Origin of the sequence: Blautia sp. MSK18_10, from assembly GCF_020553185.1 — a bacterium.
Taxonomy (GTDB): domain Bacteria; phylum Bacillota; class Clostridia; order Lachnospirales; family Lachnospiraceae; genus Blautia_A; species Blautia_A wexlerae.
On sequence record NZ_JAJCGT010000022.1, the window covers coordinates 13,056 to 29,236 of the forward strand.

Below are 16,181 nucleotides of genomic sequence, written 5' to 3' on the forward strand. Positions count from 1 at the left end.
ATGGCTAAGAAGAAAACAACTGAAAAGGCATTAAACATAGATAATATTTTATTTAATTGTAGAGATTATTTGCGTGCGGCACGTAACTCCGGCTCATTCTTTGAAAAAAGAGATATGATGCTTACGCTAGTGTTCTTGAGGTTTATCGGCGAAAAGTATGAGGATGGAATTGAAAATCTAAAACAGACACTTAAAGAGCAGGGATTAGATCCGGAAGATGAGAACATTAGAGCAGCATTCTTTGATGATGCTACTTTTGCAGATGGTACATATAATTTACCACCAGAAGCAAGATGGTCGACTATTATCAGTACACCGGCACCACAGCTTAATGTTGCACTTGATACAGCTTTGCAAAGGCTTGAGGAAGAAGATCCACAGTTGAAAGGCTGTTTTGTTAAAGGAACATTTACAGCACGCAATTTAGCAGCTAATGATATAAAGAAAATTGTTGATGAAGTGAACAAAATCAGTCATAAGACATTTGGAGAGGAAAAAGACCTTATTGGTCGTGTATACGAATACTTTCTTAAGGAGTTCGCAGTAAATGCTACAAAGGAGGAAGGAGAATTTTATACACCTCATGACGTAGTTCAACTTATTGCAACGATGATTGAGCCTTATGATGGCACCTTATATGATCCTTGCTGTGGTTCAGGAGGAATGTTTATTCAGAGTGCTGAACTTGTAAAGTCAAAGCAGGGAAACTTAAATGGTATCAATATATATGGTCAGGAAAAAGAACCGGCTACATATCGCCTTGCGAAAATGAATTTGGCTTTGCGTGGAATAAGCCATAATTTAGGAGAAGAAGCAGATTCATCATTTACACATGATTTACACAAGGGGCTGCACTTTAACTATATTATGGCAAATCCACCTTTTAATCTGAAAGGCTGGTATAATGACAATTTGAAAAATGACCCTCGTTGGTCTGACTATCAAACGCCACCTGAAAGTAACGCAAATTATGCCTGGATTTTGCATATACTTTCACATTTGAAGAAAACTGATGGAGTAGCGGGATTCCTTCTTGCAAATGGTGCATTGAATGATAGCGATACATTGGAAATACGTAAGGAACTGATTCAGAATGATAAAATTGAGGCTATCGTTGTTCTGCCAAGAGAATTGTTTATTACTACAGATATTAGTGTTACTCTGTGGATTCTGAATCAGAATAAAAAAGGCGGAAAATATCATAGAAGAAATCTCCGAAACCGCGAGCACGAGATGCTCTTTATGGATTTACGCCAATGGACAGAAAATTCTGTTAAGGGTGAGAGCAAAAAGAAAGTTCGGTTGGATACAGAACAAATTGAGAAGGCAGCAGAGATTTATCACACATGGCAATGTGAGGGGATTGACGGAACAAACTATGAAATACCAGAACTTTATCGCAGTGTTGGTATAGATGAAATTGAAAATAAAGGCTGGGCTCTTACACCGAGCAAATACATTGAGTTTATTGATCATGATTTAGAAATTGATTATGAAAAAGAAATGGTTCGTATTCAATCTGAAATGAAAGAGATTATGATGCAGGAAAAGAAATCCCAGCAGATGCTGGAAGAAGCATTTAGGGGGATTGGATATGGGATTGACTAAATATAAAATCGGAGAATTGATAGAAATAGTTGATGAAAGAAACAATCTTGGTATTAGAGATTTTTTTGGAATCAATATTAATAAAGAGTTTATGCCTACTGTTGCAAATACTGAAGGTTTAGATGAAACTAAGTATAAAGTGGTTAGAAAGAATCGTTTTGTTTATAGCGGGATGCAAACAGGTCGAGATGAATGCATTAGAGTAAGTATGTACAACAAAGATGTTCCGATATTGGTATCTCCTGCATATACAACGTTTGAAGTTGTTGCGACAGATATCGTTAATCCGTTGTATTTCTTTATGAAATTTCTTTCTAAGGAAAAGGATAGATATGGTGCTTTTTGTAGTGATGGAAGTATTCGTTCAAATCTGGATTGGGATGTGTTTTGTGATATTGAACTTGAACTGCCGCCACTATCAATTCAACAAAATTATGTAGATATCTATAATGCTATGCTGGAAAATCAGAAAGGCTATGAGCGTGGTTTGTATGATATAAAACTTGTTTGTGATGCGTATATTGAAGATTTGAGGCGAGAGATGCCTTGTGAAGCAATTGGTTTCTATATAGAAGAGGTCAATCAAAAAAATATTGGTAATCTCAAGTTGGATTCTGTACGAGGTATAGCCACAAGTAAAGAATTCATCAATACTAAAGCTAATATGGAGGGAGTTTCTCTAGAAAATTACAAGGTAGTAGAGCCTGGAATGATTGCTTTTATTTCTGACACTTCACGAAGAGCAGATAAAATGTCGATAGCTTTGAATCAGTCGGAAGAGAACTATTTAGTATCGTCAATATCAACTGTAATACAAACTGATAATACTAAACTACTTCCTAAATATTTGTATTTATTTTTTTGCAGAACAGAATTTGATCGTTATGCCCGTTTTCATTCGTGGGGGAGTGCAAGAGAAACATTTAGCCTTGATGATATGAAAGAAGTACGAATGCCACTTCCATCTATTGACGTTCAAAAATCCATAGTTGGTATCTATGAAGCATACACAATACGAAAAGAGATTAACGAAAAACTCAAAGCACAAATAAAAGACATCTGTCCAATTCTTATTAAAGGCTCAATAGAAGAGGCGACAAAAGCAAAGGAGGCATAGTCTATGGCAAGATTAAAAGAATACAATGGTCATTATTGTGAATCAGAATATGAATATGCCTTCATTGGCTTTTTGGAAGCGGAAGGTTGGAAGTATTCTTCTGGTAATAATATCCGTCGTATTACAAAAAGAGATGTACTGATTGCTGATGATTTCAAGAAGTTTATAGCAGACACCAACCCGGATTTGACAGAAGACGAGGTGACACAGATATATGATAATGTTCGTCTTGTAGGTGCGGAAAGTGATTTTGCTACTTTGCATAAAGTATATGGCTGGATGGTAAATGGTGTTCAGTTTACGACGCAGGATGGATTGCCAAGAATGATACCACTTATTGATTTTGATAATTGGGATAAGAATATTTTCCGTGTAGTGAATCAGTTTACAGTAGAATATACAAATAATGGTCAAAAAGAAAATCGCAGACCGGATGTGCTTCTGTTTGTAAATGGTATGCCCTTGTGTGTCGTTGAACTTAAAAATCCCGTTGATGCCAATGCGACTATTTATGATGCTTGGGAACAAATTAATATTCGATACTGGAGAGATATTCCACACCTTTTACATTATTGCCCTTTGGCTTGCATTTCAGATGGTGTGAAAACAAGATTAGGTACAGTACGTACACCTTACGAGCATTTTTATGCTTGGCGTAGAGTAAACGAAGGAGATGTTGTATCCACTCTTCCTTTTGCAGAAACAGAAACTATGATAAAGGGTGTTTATACACCAGAGCGGTTCGTGGAGATTTTTAGGGACTATATCTATTTCCAAGATAGTATTTACGACAGTGATGAAGTAGAAATCGTATGCCGATATCCTCAGTTCTTTGCAGCAAAACTTTTAAAACAAAGTATTGTAAATTCTGTTGTTACGAGGAGTGGTAAAGGTGGTACATATTTTGGAGCAACTGGATGTGGAAAAACATATACGATGGCTTTTCTCGCACGTCAGCTTGCACTTCGTTGTACTGATATTCCGGAAATCGGTTCACCAACAATTATATTAATTGTTGACAGAGATGAACTGCAAAAACAAGGTTCAAAGCTTTTTACAAAGAGTAAAGAGTTTCTTAATCTGGGAGAAGTATCTGTTGTAAAAAACAGAACACAATTAAGGCAGGAACTTGGTGCAAGACAAAGTGGTGGTTTTTATATTTGTACCATTCAGAAATTCTGCGATAGGGAAGATGACAAAATCGGACTTATCAATGATAGGCAGAATATTATATGTTTTTCAGACGAGGCTCACAGAACACAGCTTGAACATTCTAAGAAAATTCAGTTTAGTAAAGATGCCGATGAAAATATGAAAGCTATGGTTTCAAAACCATATGCAAAAGTATTGAAGGAAGCATTTCCACATGCTACTTTCGTTGGTTTTACCGGAACGCCTATTGCGGAAACTTATCAGACCTTTGGTGATGAAATTGACCGATATACAATGGATCAGGCAGTTGCAGATGGGCTTACTGTTTCCATTAAGTATCATCCGCGTATTGCAAAGGTATTGCTTGATAATAAAAAAGTAAAAGAAATTGAGAATTATTATAAAAAATGTGCAGATGATGGTGCAATATATGAGGATATCGAAGCAAGTAAGAAAGCAATGAGCTCCATGGAAATAATTCTTGGTGAGCCTTCCAGACTTGAGCGTCTTGCTACAGATATCCACAACCATTATGTTGCGTCTTGTGCAGGTGATCCGGATAGAATACAAAAAGCAATGGTTGTATGTTCTAATAGAAAGATTGCTTATGCATTATTACAGAAGTTTAAGGATAAATACTCGGAATGGTTTGAGGAAAAGAAATCACCTGATGGGGTTTCTGTAACAGAAGAGGAACTGAAAGAATTGAAACCGATGCCATTTATGGCAATGGTATCTAGTGTCGGCAGTAATGATGAAAAAGATATGTATGATTATCTTGGCGGAGTTAAAAATGATAAGCGTTCAGAAGAATTGGATGCTGCTTTTAAACAGGAAAAATCAAATTTCAGTATTGTCATTGTTGTAGATATGTGGATTACGGGCTTTGATGTTCCTTGCCTTACATATTTATATAATGATAAACCTCTCAAAAAGCATTTGCTGATACAGACAATAAGCCGTGTAAACAGAAAATATCCGGGGAAAGAATATGGTATGGTTATCGACTATATTGGTATTCGCGACAACATGCGTGAAGCCATGAAGGTATATGGAGGAGATACATCTGTTGCACCGACATCCGATGATGTTGAGCAGGCTACATCAGTGTTTAGAGAAGAACTAGAAGTGTTGAAAAACATGTTCACAGGTTATGATTTATCACCATTTTTAAATTCGGAATGTGATCCGATAGAACGATACAGACTCCTTGCAAAAGCAGCGGAATATGTATTTGTATCAACAGAAGAATTACAGTTGGAAGGAAATAAAGGTGTTCAGAAAGTATCTTTCAAAACCTACTTTTTAAAGACAGTAAAACGAATGAGGGCAGCTTTTGATATTTGTCAGCCTTCCGGTTATCTTGGGGAAGAAGAATCTGCACTTGCACAATGCTTTATGGCTATAGCAGGTTTTGTTCGTAAGATGAGCGGAACAAGTGAAGTAGACACTGATACGATGAATCGTGCAGTTTCAAAGATGGTTGAAGAAGCATTAAAATATAATCAGGTGGAAAGTGTTCTTGAAAGCGGAGAGGAAGAAGATATTTTTTCACCGGAATATTTTGAAAAATTATCTGATGTCAAAATGCCGGCAACTAAATTGGAACTTCTTGTGAAAATGCTCCGTAAACAAATTAAGGAATATGGAAAAGTTAATCAGTTAGCTGCAAAATCATATCAGGAAATGTTGGAAAAGACGATTGCAGAATATCATGAAAGACGTAAACATCTTACTGCTGAAGAAGCTGGTGAAGCACAGGAACAGGCATCAGAGGATATCATTAAGATTGCAACGGAACAGGCTTTAGCTATTCTTCGTCAGATGAACGAAAATAGGGAGAGTTTTCGAAAAATTGGCTTAACATTTGAGGAAAAAGCATTCTATGATATTTTGATTTCTTTGTGTGACCAATATAACTTTGAATATGGAACAGATAAAGAAGTGGATGGTGTTATAGTCAATGATAAATGTAAAGCTTTAGCAAAGAAAATAAAAGATATTATTGATACAAAGTCTTCGTTTGCCGACTGGCTCAATAACCAAAATGTAAGAAATGGATTGAAATTGGAAATTAAAATATGCTTGGTGAAGAATGGTTATCCGCCACAGTATAGTCCGGAAGTATTTAACAAAGTTATGGAACAGGTGGAGAATTTTGAGGAGTATTCTGGAACAGAAGGTATAGGAAATGAAGCATCTACTTCTGGGAAAATTTATGAGTATAAGCCAGAGTATAAGGTGATGATGGTTGCGGAAGATTCGTCGAAGTATGGTGATTCAAAAAATAATCAGTAGGGAGGTGCTGAATATGAAATACATGTTTTTCTATGATGAAACAGAGCATAGTAGAAAAATTAATTATGAGACTGTTACTGCGAATAATTACTGTGATAATTTTATAACTGGAATTGTAGGGTGGAATGCAGAAGAAAATGAATGTATTTCTGACAGATATCTTGCTTTTGAATCGAAGTATACTTATAGAAAAAAAGACGGAGAACTAAAAAGCCAGACTATGAAAGCAAAAGATTTTAGGCTGGGGTTTGCGTCTCTTAATAATCATACTATTGAGTTTTATGAAGACCTTGTATCATTGCTTGATGATAAAATAGTTATATATTTCTCTGTGTTCAGCAAAATAGAATATGTTATTAACCAATTATTTGTAAATTATCACAGTTCTATGTTTATTGATGTTGATTACATGAAATACTCAATAATTAAGGCTATCAATATATATCGACCACAAAAGGTGATAGAAGCAATCTATAAAGAACCACAAATATTTGTTAAAGAACTACGGTCTTTTTTAGAAGATAGGATTATTAATAATCAAGCTAATAATACTTTGAAAGAATGTGAGAATCAAGCTTTTGAAGAAGTACTTATACTGCTTGAGGACACAGAGGTACCCGAAACATTAGATTGGTCCTATTTTGCACCTTTTGATGGATTTAAGAAGTTATTGACAGAGATGAATATTTATGAATATCAGTTGATGATTGACCGAGAAGGGAAAGAATCTCATACATTGAATTCTGCAATAGATGTAGGTCTTGAAAATGTCACCGAAGAAGATTCTAAGGATTATGTTGGAATCAGAATGGCGGATATGCTTGTTGGATTAATATCTCGCTTGATGCAATCATTGAAGATATCATTAACCGGAAATTATAAAGAAGGGAAAATTAAGAGGACTCTTTTGGATTCTGGCTGGTTTGCAGTGAATCAAAGGCAACTTGATTTGTATAAGAAATTATATCTGGCAATTTGTGAGAATAATAAATATTGGTATAAAACTTTTTCTGGAATATATTCGGATGATTTAGTGTCTTTTGTAGCACTTCTTCAATTTATGAATCATTTTTCAGATGCAGATGAGATTCGTAAAAGGAATATAGAAATGCAACCAGAGTATTATAATGCCTTTGTTTGCGAGAGTTTGAACAAACGTTACGAAATAATGAGAAATAAATTGCCGATTTATCCTATATTAGAAGATGACAAAAATTATTTTTACAATCAAAGAGGTGCAATAGTTTATAAGGATATTAGTAATCAACCTATGTTGCCCTTATACAGTAGAAAGAATGAATTCTATGTTCTTTCAGTTGGATTTTCACAGAATGGAACTCCATTAGTAACAATCTCTGAAAATGATAAGCCGATATGTTATAGGTTGCCGGAGGATTATGGAGAATGGGCAATGAATGTAGTTGGAATGGCTAATATGGGTGAAAGATTATTCCCATGTAAAGTAGTGTTTTCGTTAATTGATGGAAGGTATTTGGTTGATATTTTATAACATTTAGGGAGTTCAGTAATTTATATTTATAGTATTAAAAAGTGGGTGAATAGATGGAAAAAATTTCTTCATATAATGTAGATATAGATAAAACAGCATATATGAATTGGAGAACCAGACCGCATCAACCGATTCATGATATGATGATTATTGCTGACGGATATATGAAGGCAGCGATAATGCTCGCACAGGACTGTTTGCAGGACAATATGGATAAGAAGGCTGATATTGTGGTTTTCCCAATATTGTTTTCGGCAAACCATGCAATAGAGTTGTATCTAAAATCTATAAACTGGTCTTTGAATATGTTGCTTAATGAGAAAGAGTCCTTTTGCGGAGGGCACGATATCAGGCAGATATGGCATACAGTAAAAAAACGTATGATAAGTTTTGAATCCGATAAAGACCAGAGAAAACAATTTAAGGAAATGACAAAAGAACTCGACGACTATATTTTAGAATTATATGACAAAATAGATAAAGACCATAATGCTAATGCAAAGATGAAAAATATGGATTTTTCACGGTATCCGTTTAATACAGATGACGAATATCATTTTTATATTGAGAACTATGGAAATGAGGTTGTAGATTTGGAAATGTTTGTGGAGGTATTCAAAAAAATAGGTGATAACTTAAATTGTATTGCTGGATATTATGAAGAAATGGCAACGTTTGTTTCTGATTATGATTGAGAGAAGGAGTGACACCGAATGATAGATATATATACAGAAAAAAATGATTCTAAAGACTGGATACTTCAAAACGATTTGTATTTCAATTTGAATACAGGTAATGAAGAAATGTCTCAAAATGAAATAAATCTCATTCAGCAAGTAGATGAGGCGAAGTTGACACCGGATAAGCATATTGAAACAAAATATGGTTTAGGTACAATCCGTAATTTGTCATCTGGCTGCAAGACATTACTTAATATTGTAAAGCATCCTGATAAGGTGGTGAATGTAGAAGAATGTGGTCCGAATGTGCTTAAAATAATTTTTACTATGGATAATATAAAGATTTATATGTCCAGACCATCGCTTTTTGATATCCCGGATGATGTGCAAATCAGATTCAATGATTCTGATATAGTGACCGGAGGGAAAGGATATAATGCCTGGTGGGGCAAGGAGTATGAAAGGAGAGAAGCAGATGATTTATAAGAATATTACATTTAAAGCAGATCCATTTTCATACAATCTGGAATTTGACGATAGAATAACTCTTGTTGGCGGAAATAGCGGTACCGGTAAAACAGTGCTTTATGAAATGTTAGAAGATCTACGATTAACTAACGAATACAAAGCTATAAAATTGTTTAATTACAAATCAGATAATTTCTCAGAATCGATTGAACAGTGCAGAGATAATTTTATTGTAGTCGATAATGCAGATAATTTGATTAATGATGAGGTCAGACGTTTTATTAATTTTGAGCCGTCGAATCAATATATGCTTTTCCTACGAAATTGCGACGGACTAAATGTATCTGATAAGAGCTTTAAGGTGTTGAAGTTTGACAATAATAGGATAACACTGGAAGAGGAGTTGTGATATGAAGTATTTATGGACAGAAGATACCGGCGCAGGACTTCACTTCTGGAAATTGGTTAACCAACTTTTCTTTAATGATGCACTTGTGGTCGAAAGTAAAGAAAGCAATCAGGGCTTATTGGATGCATTGGCAGAGATAGATATGAAAGAGGACGATAAGTATTATATTTCGTTTGACTATGTGGTTGATAATCAGGATATTCGTAATAAGTATCGTATGTTGAAATCAATAACAGATAAGGCAGAAGGAAAGATTATCATTCTGGATATGATTTGTTTTGAATATCTGATTCTTGCTTTTGATAAGCTGGTGACATGGACAGGCACTGGAAAGACAGATAAAATCAAGATCCGTGAAGAGGTTTTATCAGCAATTGAGGATCATAGAATCAACTTGTCAAAGATTGATGATGTGAAGACATTACAGTACTTGGCAGGTTTTAAGAGATACTCTACAGAGCGTGTGATGAAATCATTGGTGGGTGAATTTACACAAAACGAGAAGTGGTCCGTTAAGGGTTCGCTTATGGGTGAGTGCTGGTACAAGGATTGTTGTGTGTCAGAACATCCGGATAATCTGAGGTGTGGTAAGCCTGAGATTGAGGATGGGAATGAGAAGATGAGAATGCTGATACAGTCGGAGGAAGTACATCGCATATTAGAGTTCATGTAAATTGGTTATTTCTGAGTAATATTAAATTCTTTGAAATAACTATGAAGGAAAAGTGGCGGAGGCGGATTATTGAAGGAGAAGGATATATTGAAGAGGCTTGTTAAGAATGATGCCTTGTTCAGAAATATACACGTAATAACACAAAATTATGATATTATTCCAAAGGACAAAAATCACATGGGAGCTTATATTGAATTCCAAGATTTGAATGAGTTACGTGAAGATTTTTTGGAGGAACTGATAGATTCGATTGTTGACTGGATATATAGCTCCGACAAGTTTGCGGAGTTGAAACAAAAAGCAATGGATAAAGGAAAATCAGATGCTGCAGCAACTCAGGAGGTTGGTAGAAAAGCAAGGCAGAAGTTTAGAGCTGACCATAATACTGATGAATTGTTAATCCAGGGGCAATTCGGAGAATTATTATTATTTCATTTTATACAAAAATTTATGCAGGCAACACCTTTATTGAGAAAAATGAAGATAGCTACATCTTCAGAACATGAAAGATTTGGTGCGGATGCAATTCATTATAAAATTCAGGATGCAAAAAATATTATAATCCTTGGAGAAGCAAAAACATATAGTAGTAATTACAAATTTGCCACAGCATTTTCTGATGCATTAAATAGTATTGTTAATACATATAAAGAGCACAGGAGAGAGTTAAATCTTTATGTGCATGAGGACTTTTTGGATAATGAGATGAATCAGGTTGCAGAAGATTACTTGAATAATACACTTGAAAATGTTGAGGTTCATTTAGTTAGCATAATTACCTATAATGAAAATAAAAAATTGGAATTTGATACGGAGACAGGGATTAAAAATCAAATAGAGACGATAATTGCAGAAAGATATCATTTGTTTGATAATAATAAAATTGATATTGAGAATAATCCTATACTGAGGCGGATAACATATATTGTTTTTCCTGTATGGGATTTGAAAGGTTTGGTTGAAGAATTCCAAAAGATGATATGATTCAAAATGAGGTACATGATCTATGGAAGAGAAAATGAAGCAAGTTCTTTATAAATGGCTTGAAATTGATCTGGTTAATATTGCTAAAAAAATGGGACTGTCAAACAAAAGTTGTGATGTAAATTTAGAGTTACTTATGGATACAATTCGGTGTCTTGATTATGAATCTATTGTAGTTAAAAAACCATCGGTTAATTATATTATTACTGTTATCGGTTTAATGTGGGAGCATGTTGATCATACTAAATTTGATTTAAGAAAATTCGTTATTAAAATCTTATCACGTATCGGATATCCTACTTCTGCAATAATATGTGATAAAGATTTCGATAAAGAGAACGGAACTTTTTCAGGATTAGATAGTTGGATAGATGAGGTTGCTCTGACAATTAATCAAACGAAAAATGAGATTATGGTTGCTAACCAAAAATATCTTCTTACAGATTATCAAAAACAGATATGGGATAGTATGGATAACGATAAGGTATTGGGAATATCGGCACCGACATCAGCGGGGAAATCTTTTGTTATTCTTTTGAAACTTGTAGATAGGTTGATAAATGATAATATAGATATTGTATATATTGTTCCGACTTTAAGTTTATTAAATCAAGTAACTGAGGATTTTAATAGAGAATTGAAAAAAGTTGGAGTAACAGATTATTGGATTTCAAATTCATTTGATGATCAACAATTATCGAATAAAAAGAATATTTATATTATGACACAGGAAAAAGCCATAGCTGCTTTTTCTGATACAGAGAAGGCCTTTACAAAAAGATTGATACTTGTAGCAGATGAAATCCAAAATATTGAAAGAATAAGAGAGGACAAGGATCAAAGAGCTAAAATTTTATATGACACTTTAATTGAATTTAGATATAAAGATAATGTTGAACAAATTATTATATCGGGACCTAGAATAGAAGAAATTGAAAAAGTTGGTAAAAGTATTTTTGGCATTGAAACAAAAGATCATACAACGGATATTAGCCCGGTACTCAATTTAACATATAGTATAAAAAAAGTTGATAAAAAATATTACTTGAAACAGTATTGTGCATTGACGCAGGAACCATTGACTTTAGAAATTGAAAATGCAGAAATTATTGAGGGATATGGAAAAAAACAGTATACGGATAGGTATTTGTCATATCTAAACAATGTAGTAAAAGGAGTAGGTGAGAATTGTCAAAATATAGTTTTTTCACCGACTTCAGATTCCGCGAGAAAGATTGCAATGGCCTTAGGTGACACAAGCAACGGGATTGAAAGAGAACTTATTGAGTATTATGGTATGACGGTTAGAGAAAATTATTCTCTTTGTAAAACATTGGAAAAAGGGGTTGCGTATCACCATGGAAAGTTACCTATGCATGTGAGAAGAACCTTAGAAAAAGCTATAGCAGATAAAAAAATAAATACGGTTGTGTGTACGACTACCTTATTGCAAGGAGTCAATTTGCCGGCTCAGAATGTTTTTATTAGGAACCCACATCTTTATGTTAAGAAACAAAAGCAATCTTCTGAATTGACGAATTATGAGATGGCTAATTTGCGAGGTCGGGCAGGAAGATTGTTAAAAGATTATATAGGTCGAACATTTGTGATGGATGAGGATGAGTTTATAGATTCGGAAGGCTACGAGCAACTTGAATTATTTGAAGATGTTACCAAGGAACTTCCCTCAGGCTATGAACAAAAGTTTGAAGAATATAAAGATTTTATAGAGGAAGCATTAGATAATAATACGCCAGTAGATGCAACTATGAAAAAATATGGATATATTATTTCATATATAAGACAATCTGTTTTGAAGTATGGTGCTGAATCGCGTGGTCGTATGAAAAATGTTGGAATAAAGCTTACACAAAAACAGGTTGCAGCAATTATATTAAAACTCGATTCAATAGACGTTCCTAAAGAAATTTGTTATAAAAACAGGTATTGGGATCCGCTTGTATTGGATTATATTTATAATGAATATGATGGAAAACTCCCTAATACACCGATGGAGAAAGGTGCAAAAAGTAAGTTGGATAAGGCAATGCGTTTTCTTAGGGAAAATGATGTAACGGCTGAAATGTATAATAAAAATATACCTTCAACATATAGAAAGAAGACGATGCGTAGTATAATGTCTAGCTTATCATTACAGTGGGCTACTGGAAAGGCACTTTGTGAAATATTGAACAACTCAAGATATGAGGGAGATGATGGCGCGGATAATATTGATAGTACTATAGAATTGTTGCAAAATACAATCTCGTACAACTTACCATTGTTGCTAAAACCTCTTTATGATATGAAACAATCAGAGAGTCCTTTTTTGAAGTGCATGCAAGTAGGAGCTTTTGGTGTAGTAGAAAGATGCATGATTGAAATGGGAGTTCCAAGGGAATCAGCATTGTATCTGTATAAAGAGATATTTGATGAAAAAGAAATTAAAGTCAAGAATCGATTAGAGTTAGAACAGATAATAAGAGAAAAGATTCGATTAGAATATAAAAACATACCATATTGGATACAGGTGCAGTTGGATTTTTTGATTTAATTTTAGGTATGTTTTATATAAGATTAAAGGAGATGATGCAAAATGATATATGTTATAGAATCTATCATTTTTATTGCAATGACATATATATTTAATAATATACGAAATATGAAATTCTATACATGGGTATTAGAACATAATAAATATACATTTGATGTGTGGGCTCAAGCAAAAGAGAGTTTTGCTTACAATGTAACAAAGATTGTAGAGACAATGCCAACATTTTCATTTGCACCTACAAGCTGGGATTACTATCAAATGAGAAAAGAATGGTATAATACCTATAATATCGGTGAGAAATTTTTAATATGTATTGGAATGACATTATTAGCTATAAGAGGAATAGTCGGGAATGTTTTAATAGATTTAGTATTTGTTATTACATTTTTGTATGAACGTAAAGTTTTGCGGATAAATTCTATAATTAATTTGGTGAAAGAAATAGATGTTGGGGCAATTATAGAGTCTTTGGTAAGTTTTATTTCTGAAAATGGAAATGTCATATTGCTTATAGTGTTTGTTTCCTTAGCGGTATATGCAATGTATGAACGAAAAAAAATTGCAACCTATCAATTAGAGGCTATTTGGGGGAAGGATGCAACAAATGTTAAACAAGTAGCTGATCGGCAAAAAGCAATTGAAGATATATTATTTTGTCTTAGAGTCAAAATCTATAATAATTCATGTGTTATTAAACAAAATATTCGATTTATTGAGGCGAGAAAACACACCAATGATTCTTATTTGATAAGTAGATATGAAGATTACACAACGGAAATAGAGCAAATAAAAAAACTTTTAGCTGAAATATGGAATATTCCGTATGGAATAACAATCTATGCTAAACATAATCGAAAAGCATTTGTTCAGTTAAGAATTTTGGAATTACTTCTAAGCGATAATATTGGACATATAGAATTGGATGAATGCAATAAGCCAGCACTTATAAAAATAGATTTAACTCAATCAAATAGTGAATTAAAGCGGGAGTTTATGATAAAGTGGACGCATTGTATATCTCAAGTGGATGGAATAACTAGGTATTTAAAATATATGAATAAAAAGATGATGAGATATCAAAGGTTGATTACTAATGTTACAGATGTAAAAGAACTAAAAGAAATTGTAGAAAATATAAAAGACTGAGCAATAGGTGAATTATATAGAGCTTGCAATACACATGACACTAGACTATAATGTTCCTATGGCAACAGTTTGGCAACAACCATTCAGTAGGTCGAAATAATCATTGTAATTTATATAAAAATGTGCCCCATATCCGAATATATGAAAGTATAAAGCTGTAAAAATCTACGTTGAATTTTACAGCTTTTTGTGTATAATATAAGTAGTAGAAATAATACGAAATCAAAGGAAGGAGCTAAAGGAATATGGCAAATATTTTACCAGTGTCTGATTTGAGAAATTATAATGAAGTTCTGAAAAATTGTCATAAAGGAGAACCAGTATACCTAACAAAGAATGGTAGAGGACGTTTTGTAGTTATGGATATTGAAGACTATGAGCGTGATCGTGCAGAGAAAAAGCTTCTCCTGAAGCTGCAGGAAGCTGAAGAAGCAGTGAAAGATGGCGAAGGTTGGCTGAATCTGGACGAACTGAAAGCACTTGTGGGGGAATAAGATGTTAAAATTGCGGATCAATCCGGTTGTTGCAAAGGATTTGAAAAACATTCGAGATTATATTGCTGAAGATAACGAAGATTATGCAGCAAAGACCATAAAGGAAATTTATGGCAAATTTGAGAATCTCCAGATGTTTCCAGGGATGGGTGCAGATCTCTCAAAACGAGTCAGCTTTCGGACGGACTATAAATATGCGATATGGGAAGATTATGTGATTATCTACAAGGTAAGCAACGAGTATGTAGATATCTATCGTGTCATCAATCGGTATCAGGATATTACGAGAGTTTTTGATTGATAACAAATTGATAACACCGTTCAGTACAGTCTGTAGACTTTGGACAGTGGAACACATATAAAACCAGATAGAGCCATGATTCTTATACAAAAATGTATAGAGGCAAGATTTTATTTGCGAATTCGAATAAAAAACTATGAGTATTCCAAAAAGAAACCTTAAAGAAGTCCACACCCGAAGAAAAAGCAGTAAATAAGCTGTTTCCAGCCGTTCTGAGAGAAAAGTTACAAAAGAATTGAATATTACGGTTCAAATGAGACTTTTTCTCACAGTCTCGATTATTATCGCCTTTGTCCATTCCATTCTTTTTTCCATTTCTCTTGTCATAGAAAATTCAAGATCTGCAGTTTCCGAGGAACAGCCAAAACTGGAAACTAACAGTTTTTCATCTGTTTTATCTGGATTCGTAATATAGTCCAGAGTTTTCTTGTCTGTTACTTTAATGGGGAAGATCTTAAGATACGCCAAAATTCTTTCTCCATCTCTTTCAATTCCTGCGTTTCTTCAGAATACAGATCTCCGGTACTGTTTACTTTTTTCGTAATCTGATTAATATTCACACCGATCTTATGCATTTCCTCGTATTGTTTTTTTAATGGAGTAGTGTCTGTATTGACAATATAACCGTCAATTGCCATTTTACGAAGATAAGCTCCCATGTTTTTAGTCTTTGATTCAATCATCTTTCTGCGAATCAGCTTCTTTTCTTCGGGGGAAACACAAAACAAGATCTGTATATTTCTTTTTCTCTTTGCCATAGATAGATTCTCCTTTCATTGGTTGCTCA

General features: G+C 33.9%; 14 protein-coding genes and 1 pseudogene. 13 read left to right on the plus strand and 2 right to left on the minus strand.

All coding sequences use genetic code 11. The features are described 5' to 3' along the window. The 13 genes from LI074_RS10215 to LI074_RS10275 all read left to right on the plus strand — a co-directional run bounded on the left by LI074_RS10215 (position 1) and on the right by LI074_RS10275 (position 15,394). The gene (locus LI074_RS10215) at positions 1-1,608 is read left to right on the plus strand and encodes an N-6 DNA methylase (RefSeq protein ID WP_144136855.1); all 1,608 of its coding nucleotides are present in this window, start codon (positions 1-3) and stop codon (positions 1,606-1,608) included. Next, positions 1,595-2,725 carry a restriction endonuclease subunit S gene (locus tag LI074_RS10220; RefSeq protein ID WP_025580688.1) on the plus strand — a complete coding sequence of 377 codons (1,131 nt, stop codon included), beginning with the start codon at positions 1,595-1,597 and terminating at the stop codon, positions 2,723-2,725. The genes LI074_RS10215 and LI074_RS10220 overlap by 14 nt, the downstream gene beginning before the upstream one ends. 3 nt (positions 2,726-2,728) lie before the next feature. Then, positions 2,729-6,175: a type I restriction endonuclease subunit R gene (locus LI074_RS10225; protein WP_025580689.1), complete on the plus strand. Its 3,447-nt coding sequence runs from the start codon at positions 2,729-2,731 to the stop codon at positions 6,173-6,175. 13 nt (positions 6,176-6,188) lie between these two features. Continuing rightward, on the plus strand, positions 6,189-7,685 hold the full coding sequence (locus LI074_RS10230; RefSeq protein ID WP_025580690.1) for a DUF3800 domain-containing protein: 1,497 nt from the start codon (positions 6,189-6,191) through the stop codon (positions 7,683-7,685). Positions 7,686-7,738: 53 nt separating this feature from the next. Continuing rightward, positions 7,739-8,380, plus strand: a complete 642-nt coding sequence (locus tag LI074_RS10235; protein ID WP_025580692.1) for a hypothetical protein — start codon at positions 7,739-7,741, stop codon at positions 8,378-8,380. 18 nt (positions 8,381-8,398) lie between these two features. After that, on the plus strand, positions 8,399-8,851 hold the full coding sequence (locus tag LI074_RS10240) for a DUF4869 domain-containing protein (protein ID WP_025580693.1): 453 nt from the start codon (positions 8,399-8,401) through the stop codon (positions 8,849-8,851). Further along, positions 8,841-9,242, plus strand: a complete 402-nt coding sequence (locus LI074_RS10245) for an ATPase (protein ID WP_025580694.1) — start codon at positions 8,841-8,843, stop codon at positions 9,240-9,242. The genes LI074_RS10240 and LI074_RS10245 overlap by 11 nt, the downstream gene beginning before the upstream one ends. A gap of 1 nt (position 9,243) precedes the next feature. Further along, complete coding sequence (locus tag LI074_RS10250; protein ID WP_025580696.1) at positions 9,244-9,915, plus strand: hypothetical protein; 672 nt, start codon at positions 9,244-9,246, stop codon at positions 9,913-9,915. Positions 9,916-9,984: 69 nt separating this feature from the next. Beyond that, a complete protein-coding gene (locus LI074_RS10255; RefSeq protein WP_025580697.1) occupies positions 9,985-10,899 on the plus strand; it encodes a HamA C-terminal domain-containing protein in 915 nt (304 codons plus the stop codon). Positions 10,900-10,921: 22 nt separating this feature from the next. Beyond that, positions 10,922-13,453 (plus strand): DEAD/DEAH box helicase, encoded by a 2,532-nt coding sequence (locus tag LI074_RS10260; RefSeq protein ID WP_025580699.1) that lies wholly within the window; start codon positions 10,922-10,924, stop codon positions 13,451-13,453. A gap of 42 nt (positions 13,454-13,495) precedes the next feature. Next, positions 13,496-14,599, plus strand: a complete 1,104-nt coding sequence (locus LI074_RS10265; protein WP_025580700.1) for a hypothetical protein — start codon at positions 13,496-13,498, stop codon at positions 14,597-14,599. Between the two features lie 245 nt (positions 14,600-14,844). After that, positions 14,845-15,093, plus strand: a complete 249-nt coding sequence (locus LI074_RS10270) for a type II toxin-antitoxin system prevent-host-death family antitoxin (protein ID WP_025580702.1) — start codon at positions 14,845-14,847, stop codon at positions 15,091-15,093. A 1-nt stretch (position 15,094) separates the two neighbouring features. Further along, entirely contained in the window at positions 15,095-15,394 is a 300-nt protein-coding gene (locus LI074_RS10275) for a type II toxin-antitoxin system RelE/ParE family toxin (protein WP_025581235.1), read from the plus strand. Positions 15,395-15,718: 324 nt separating this feature from the next. On the opposite strand, the pseudogene LI074_RS10280 reads toward LI074_RS10275, so the two are convergent. Together LI074_RS10280 and LI074_RS10285 are read right to left on the minus strand one after the other, a co-directional pair. After that, positions 15,719-15,862: pseudogene (locus LI074_RS10280) on the minus strand (relaxase/mobilization nuclease domain-containing protein); the annotation flags it as partial. Then, positions 15,829-16,152, minus strand: coding sequence for a plasmid mobilization protein (locus LI074_RS10285; protein WP_025581237.1), 324 nt, complete (start codon positions 16,150-16,152; stop codon positions 15,829-15,831). The pseudogene LI074_RS10280 and the gene LI074_RS10285, both read right to left, overlap by 34 nt. Positions 16,153-16,181 lie beyond the last annotated feature (29 nt).

What these genes read in the sequence shown, in the direction of transcription:
- LI074_RS10215 (WP_144136855.1), top strand. Translation starts at nt 1, where the DNA reads ATGGCTAAGAAGAAAACAACTGAAAAGGCATTAAACATAGATAATATT.
- LI074_RS10220 (WP_025580688.1), top strand. Translation starts at nt 1,595, where the DNA reads ATGGGATTGACTAAATATAAAATCGGAGAATTGATAGAAATAGTTGAT.
- LI074_RS10225 (WP_025580689.1), top strand. Translation starts at nt 2,729, where the DNA reads ATGGCAAGATTAAAAGAATACAATGGTCATTATTGTGAATCAGAATAT.
- LI074_RS10230 (WP_025580690.1), top strand. Translation starts at nt 6,189, where the DNA reads ATGAAATACATGTTTTTCTATGATGAAACAGAGCATAGTAGAAAAATT.
- LI074_RS10235 (WP_025580692.1), top strand. Translation starts at nt 7,739, where the DNA reads ATGGAAAAAATTTCTTCATATAATGTAGATATAGATAAAACAGCATAT.
- LI074_RS10240 (WP_025580693.1), top strand. Translation starts at nt 8,399, where the DNA reads ATGATAGATATATATACAGAAAAAAATGATTCTAAAGACTGGATACTT.
- LI074_RS10245 (WP_025580694.1), top strand. Translation starts at nt 8,841, where the DNA reads ATGATTTATAAGAATATTACATTTAAAGCAGATCCATTTTCATACAAT.
- LI074_RS10250 (WP_025580696.1), top strand. Translation starts at nt 9,244, where the DNA reads ATGAAGTATTTATGGACAGAAGATACCGGCGCAGGACTTCACTTCTGG.
- LI074_RS10260 (WP_025580699.1), top strand. Translation starts at nt 10,922, where the DNA reads ATGGAAGAGAAAATGAAGCAAGTTCTTTATAAATGGCTTGAAATTGAT.
- LI074_RS10265 (WP_025580700.1), top strand. Translation starts at nt 13,496, where the DNA reads ATGATATATGTTATAGAATCTATCATTTTTATTGCAATGACATATATA.
- LI074_RS10270 (WP_025580702.1), top strand. Translation starts at nt 14,845, where the DNA reads ATGGCAAATATTTTACCAGTGTCTGATTTGAGAAATTATAATGAAGTT.
- LI074_RS10275 (WP_025581235.1), top strand. Translation starts at nt 15,095, where the DNA reads ATGTTAAAATTGCGGATCAATCCGGTTGTTGCAAAGGATTTGAAAAAC.
- LI074_RS10285 (WP_025581237.1), bottom strand. Translation starts at nt 16,152, where the DNA reads ATGGCAAAGAGAAAAAGAAATATACAGATCTTGTTTTGTGTTTCCCCC.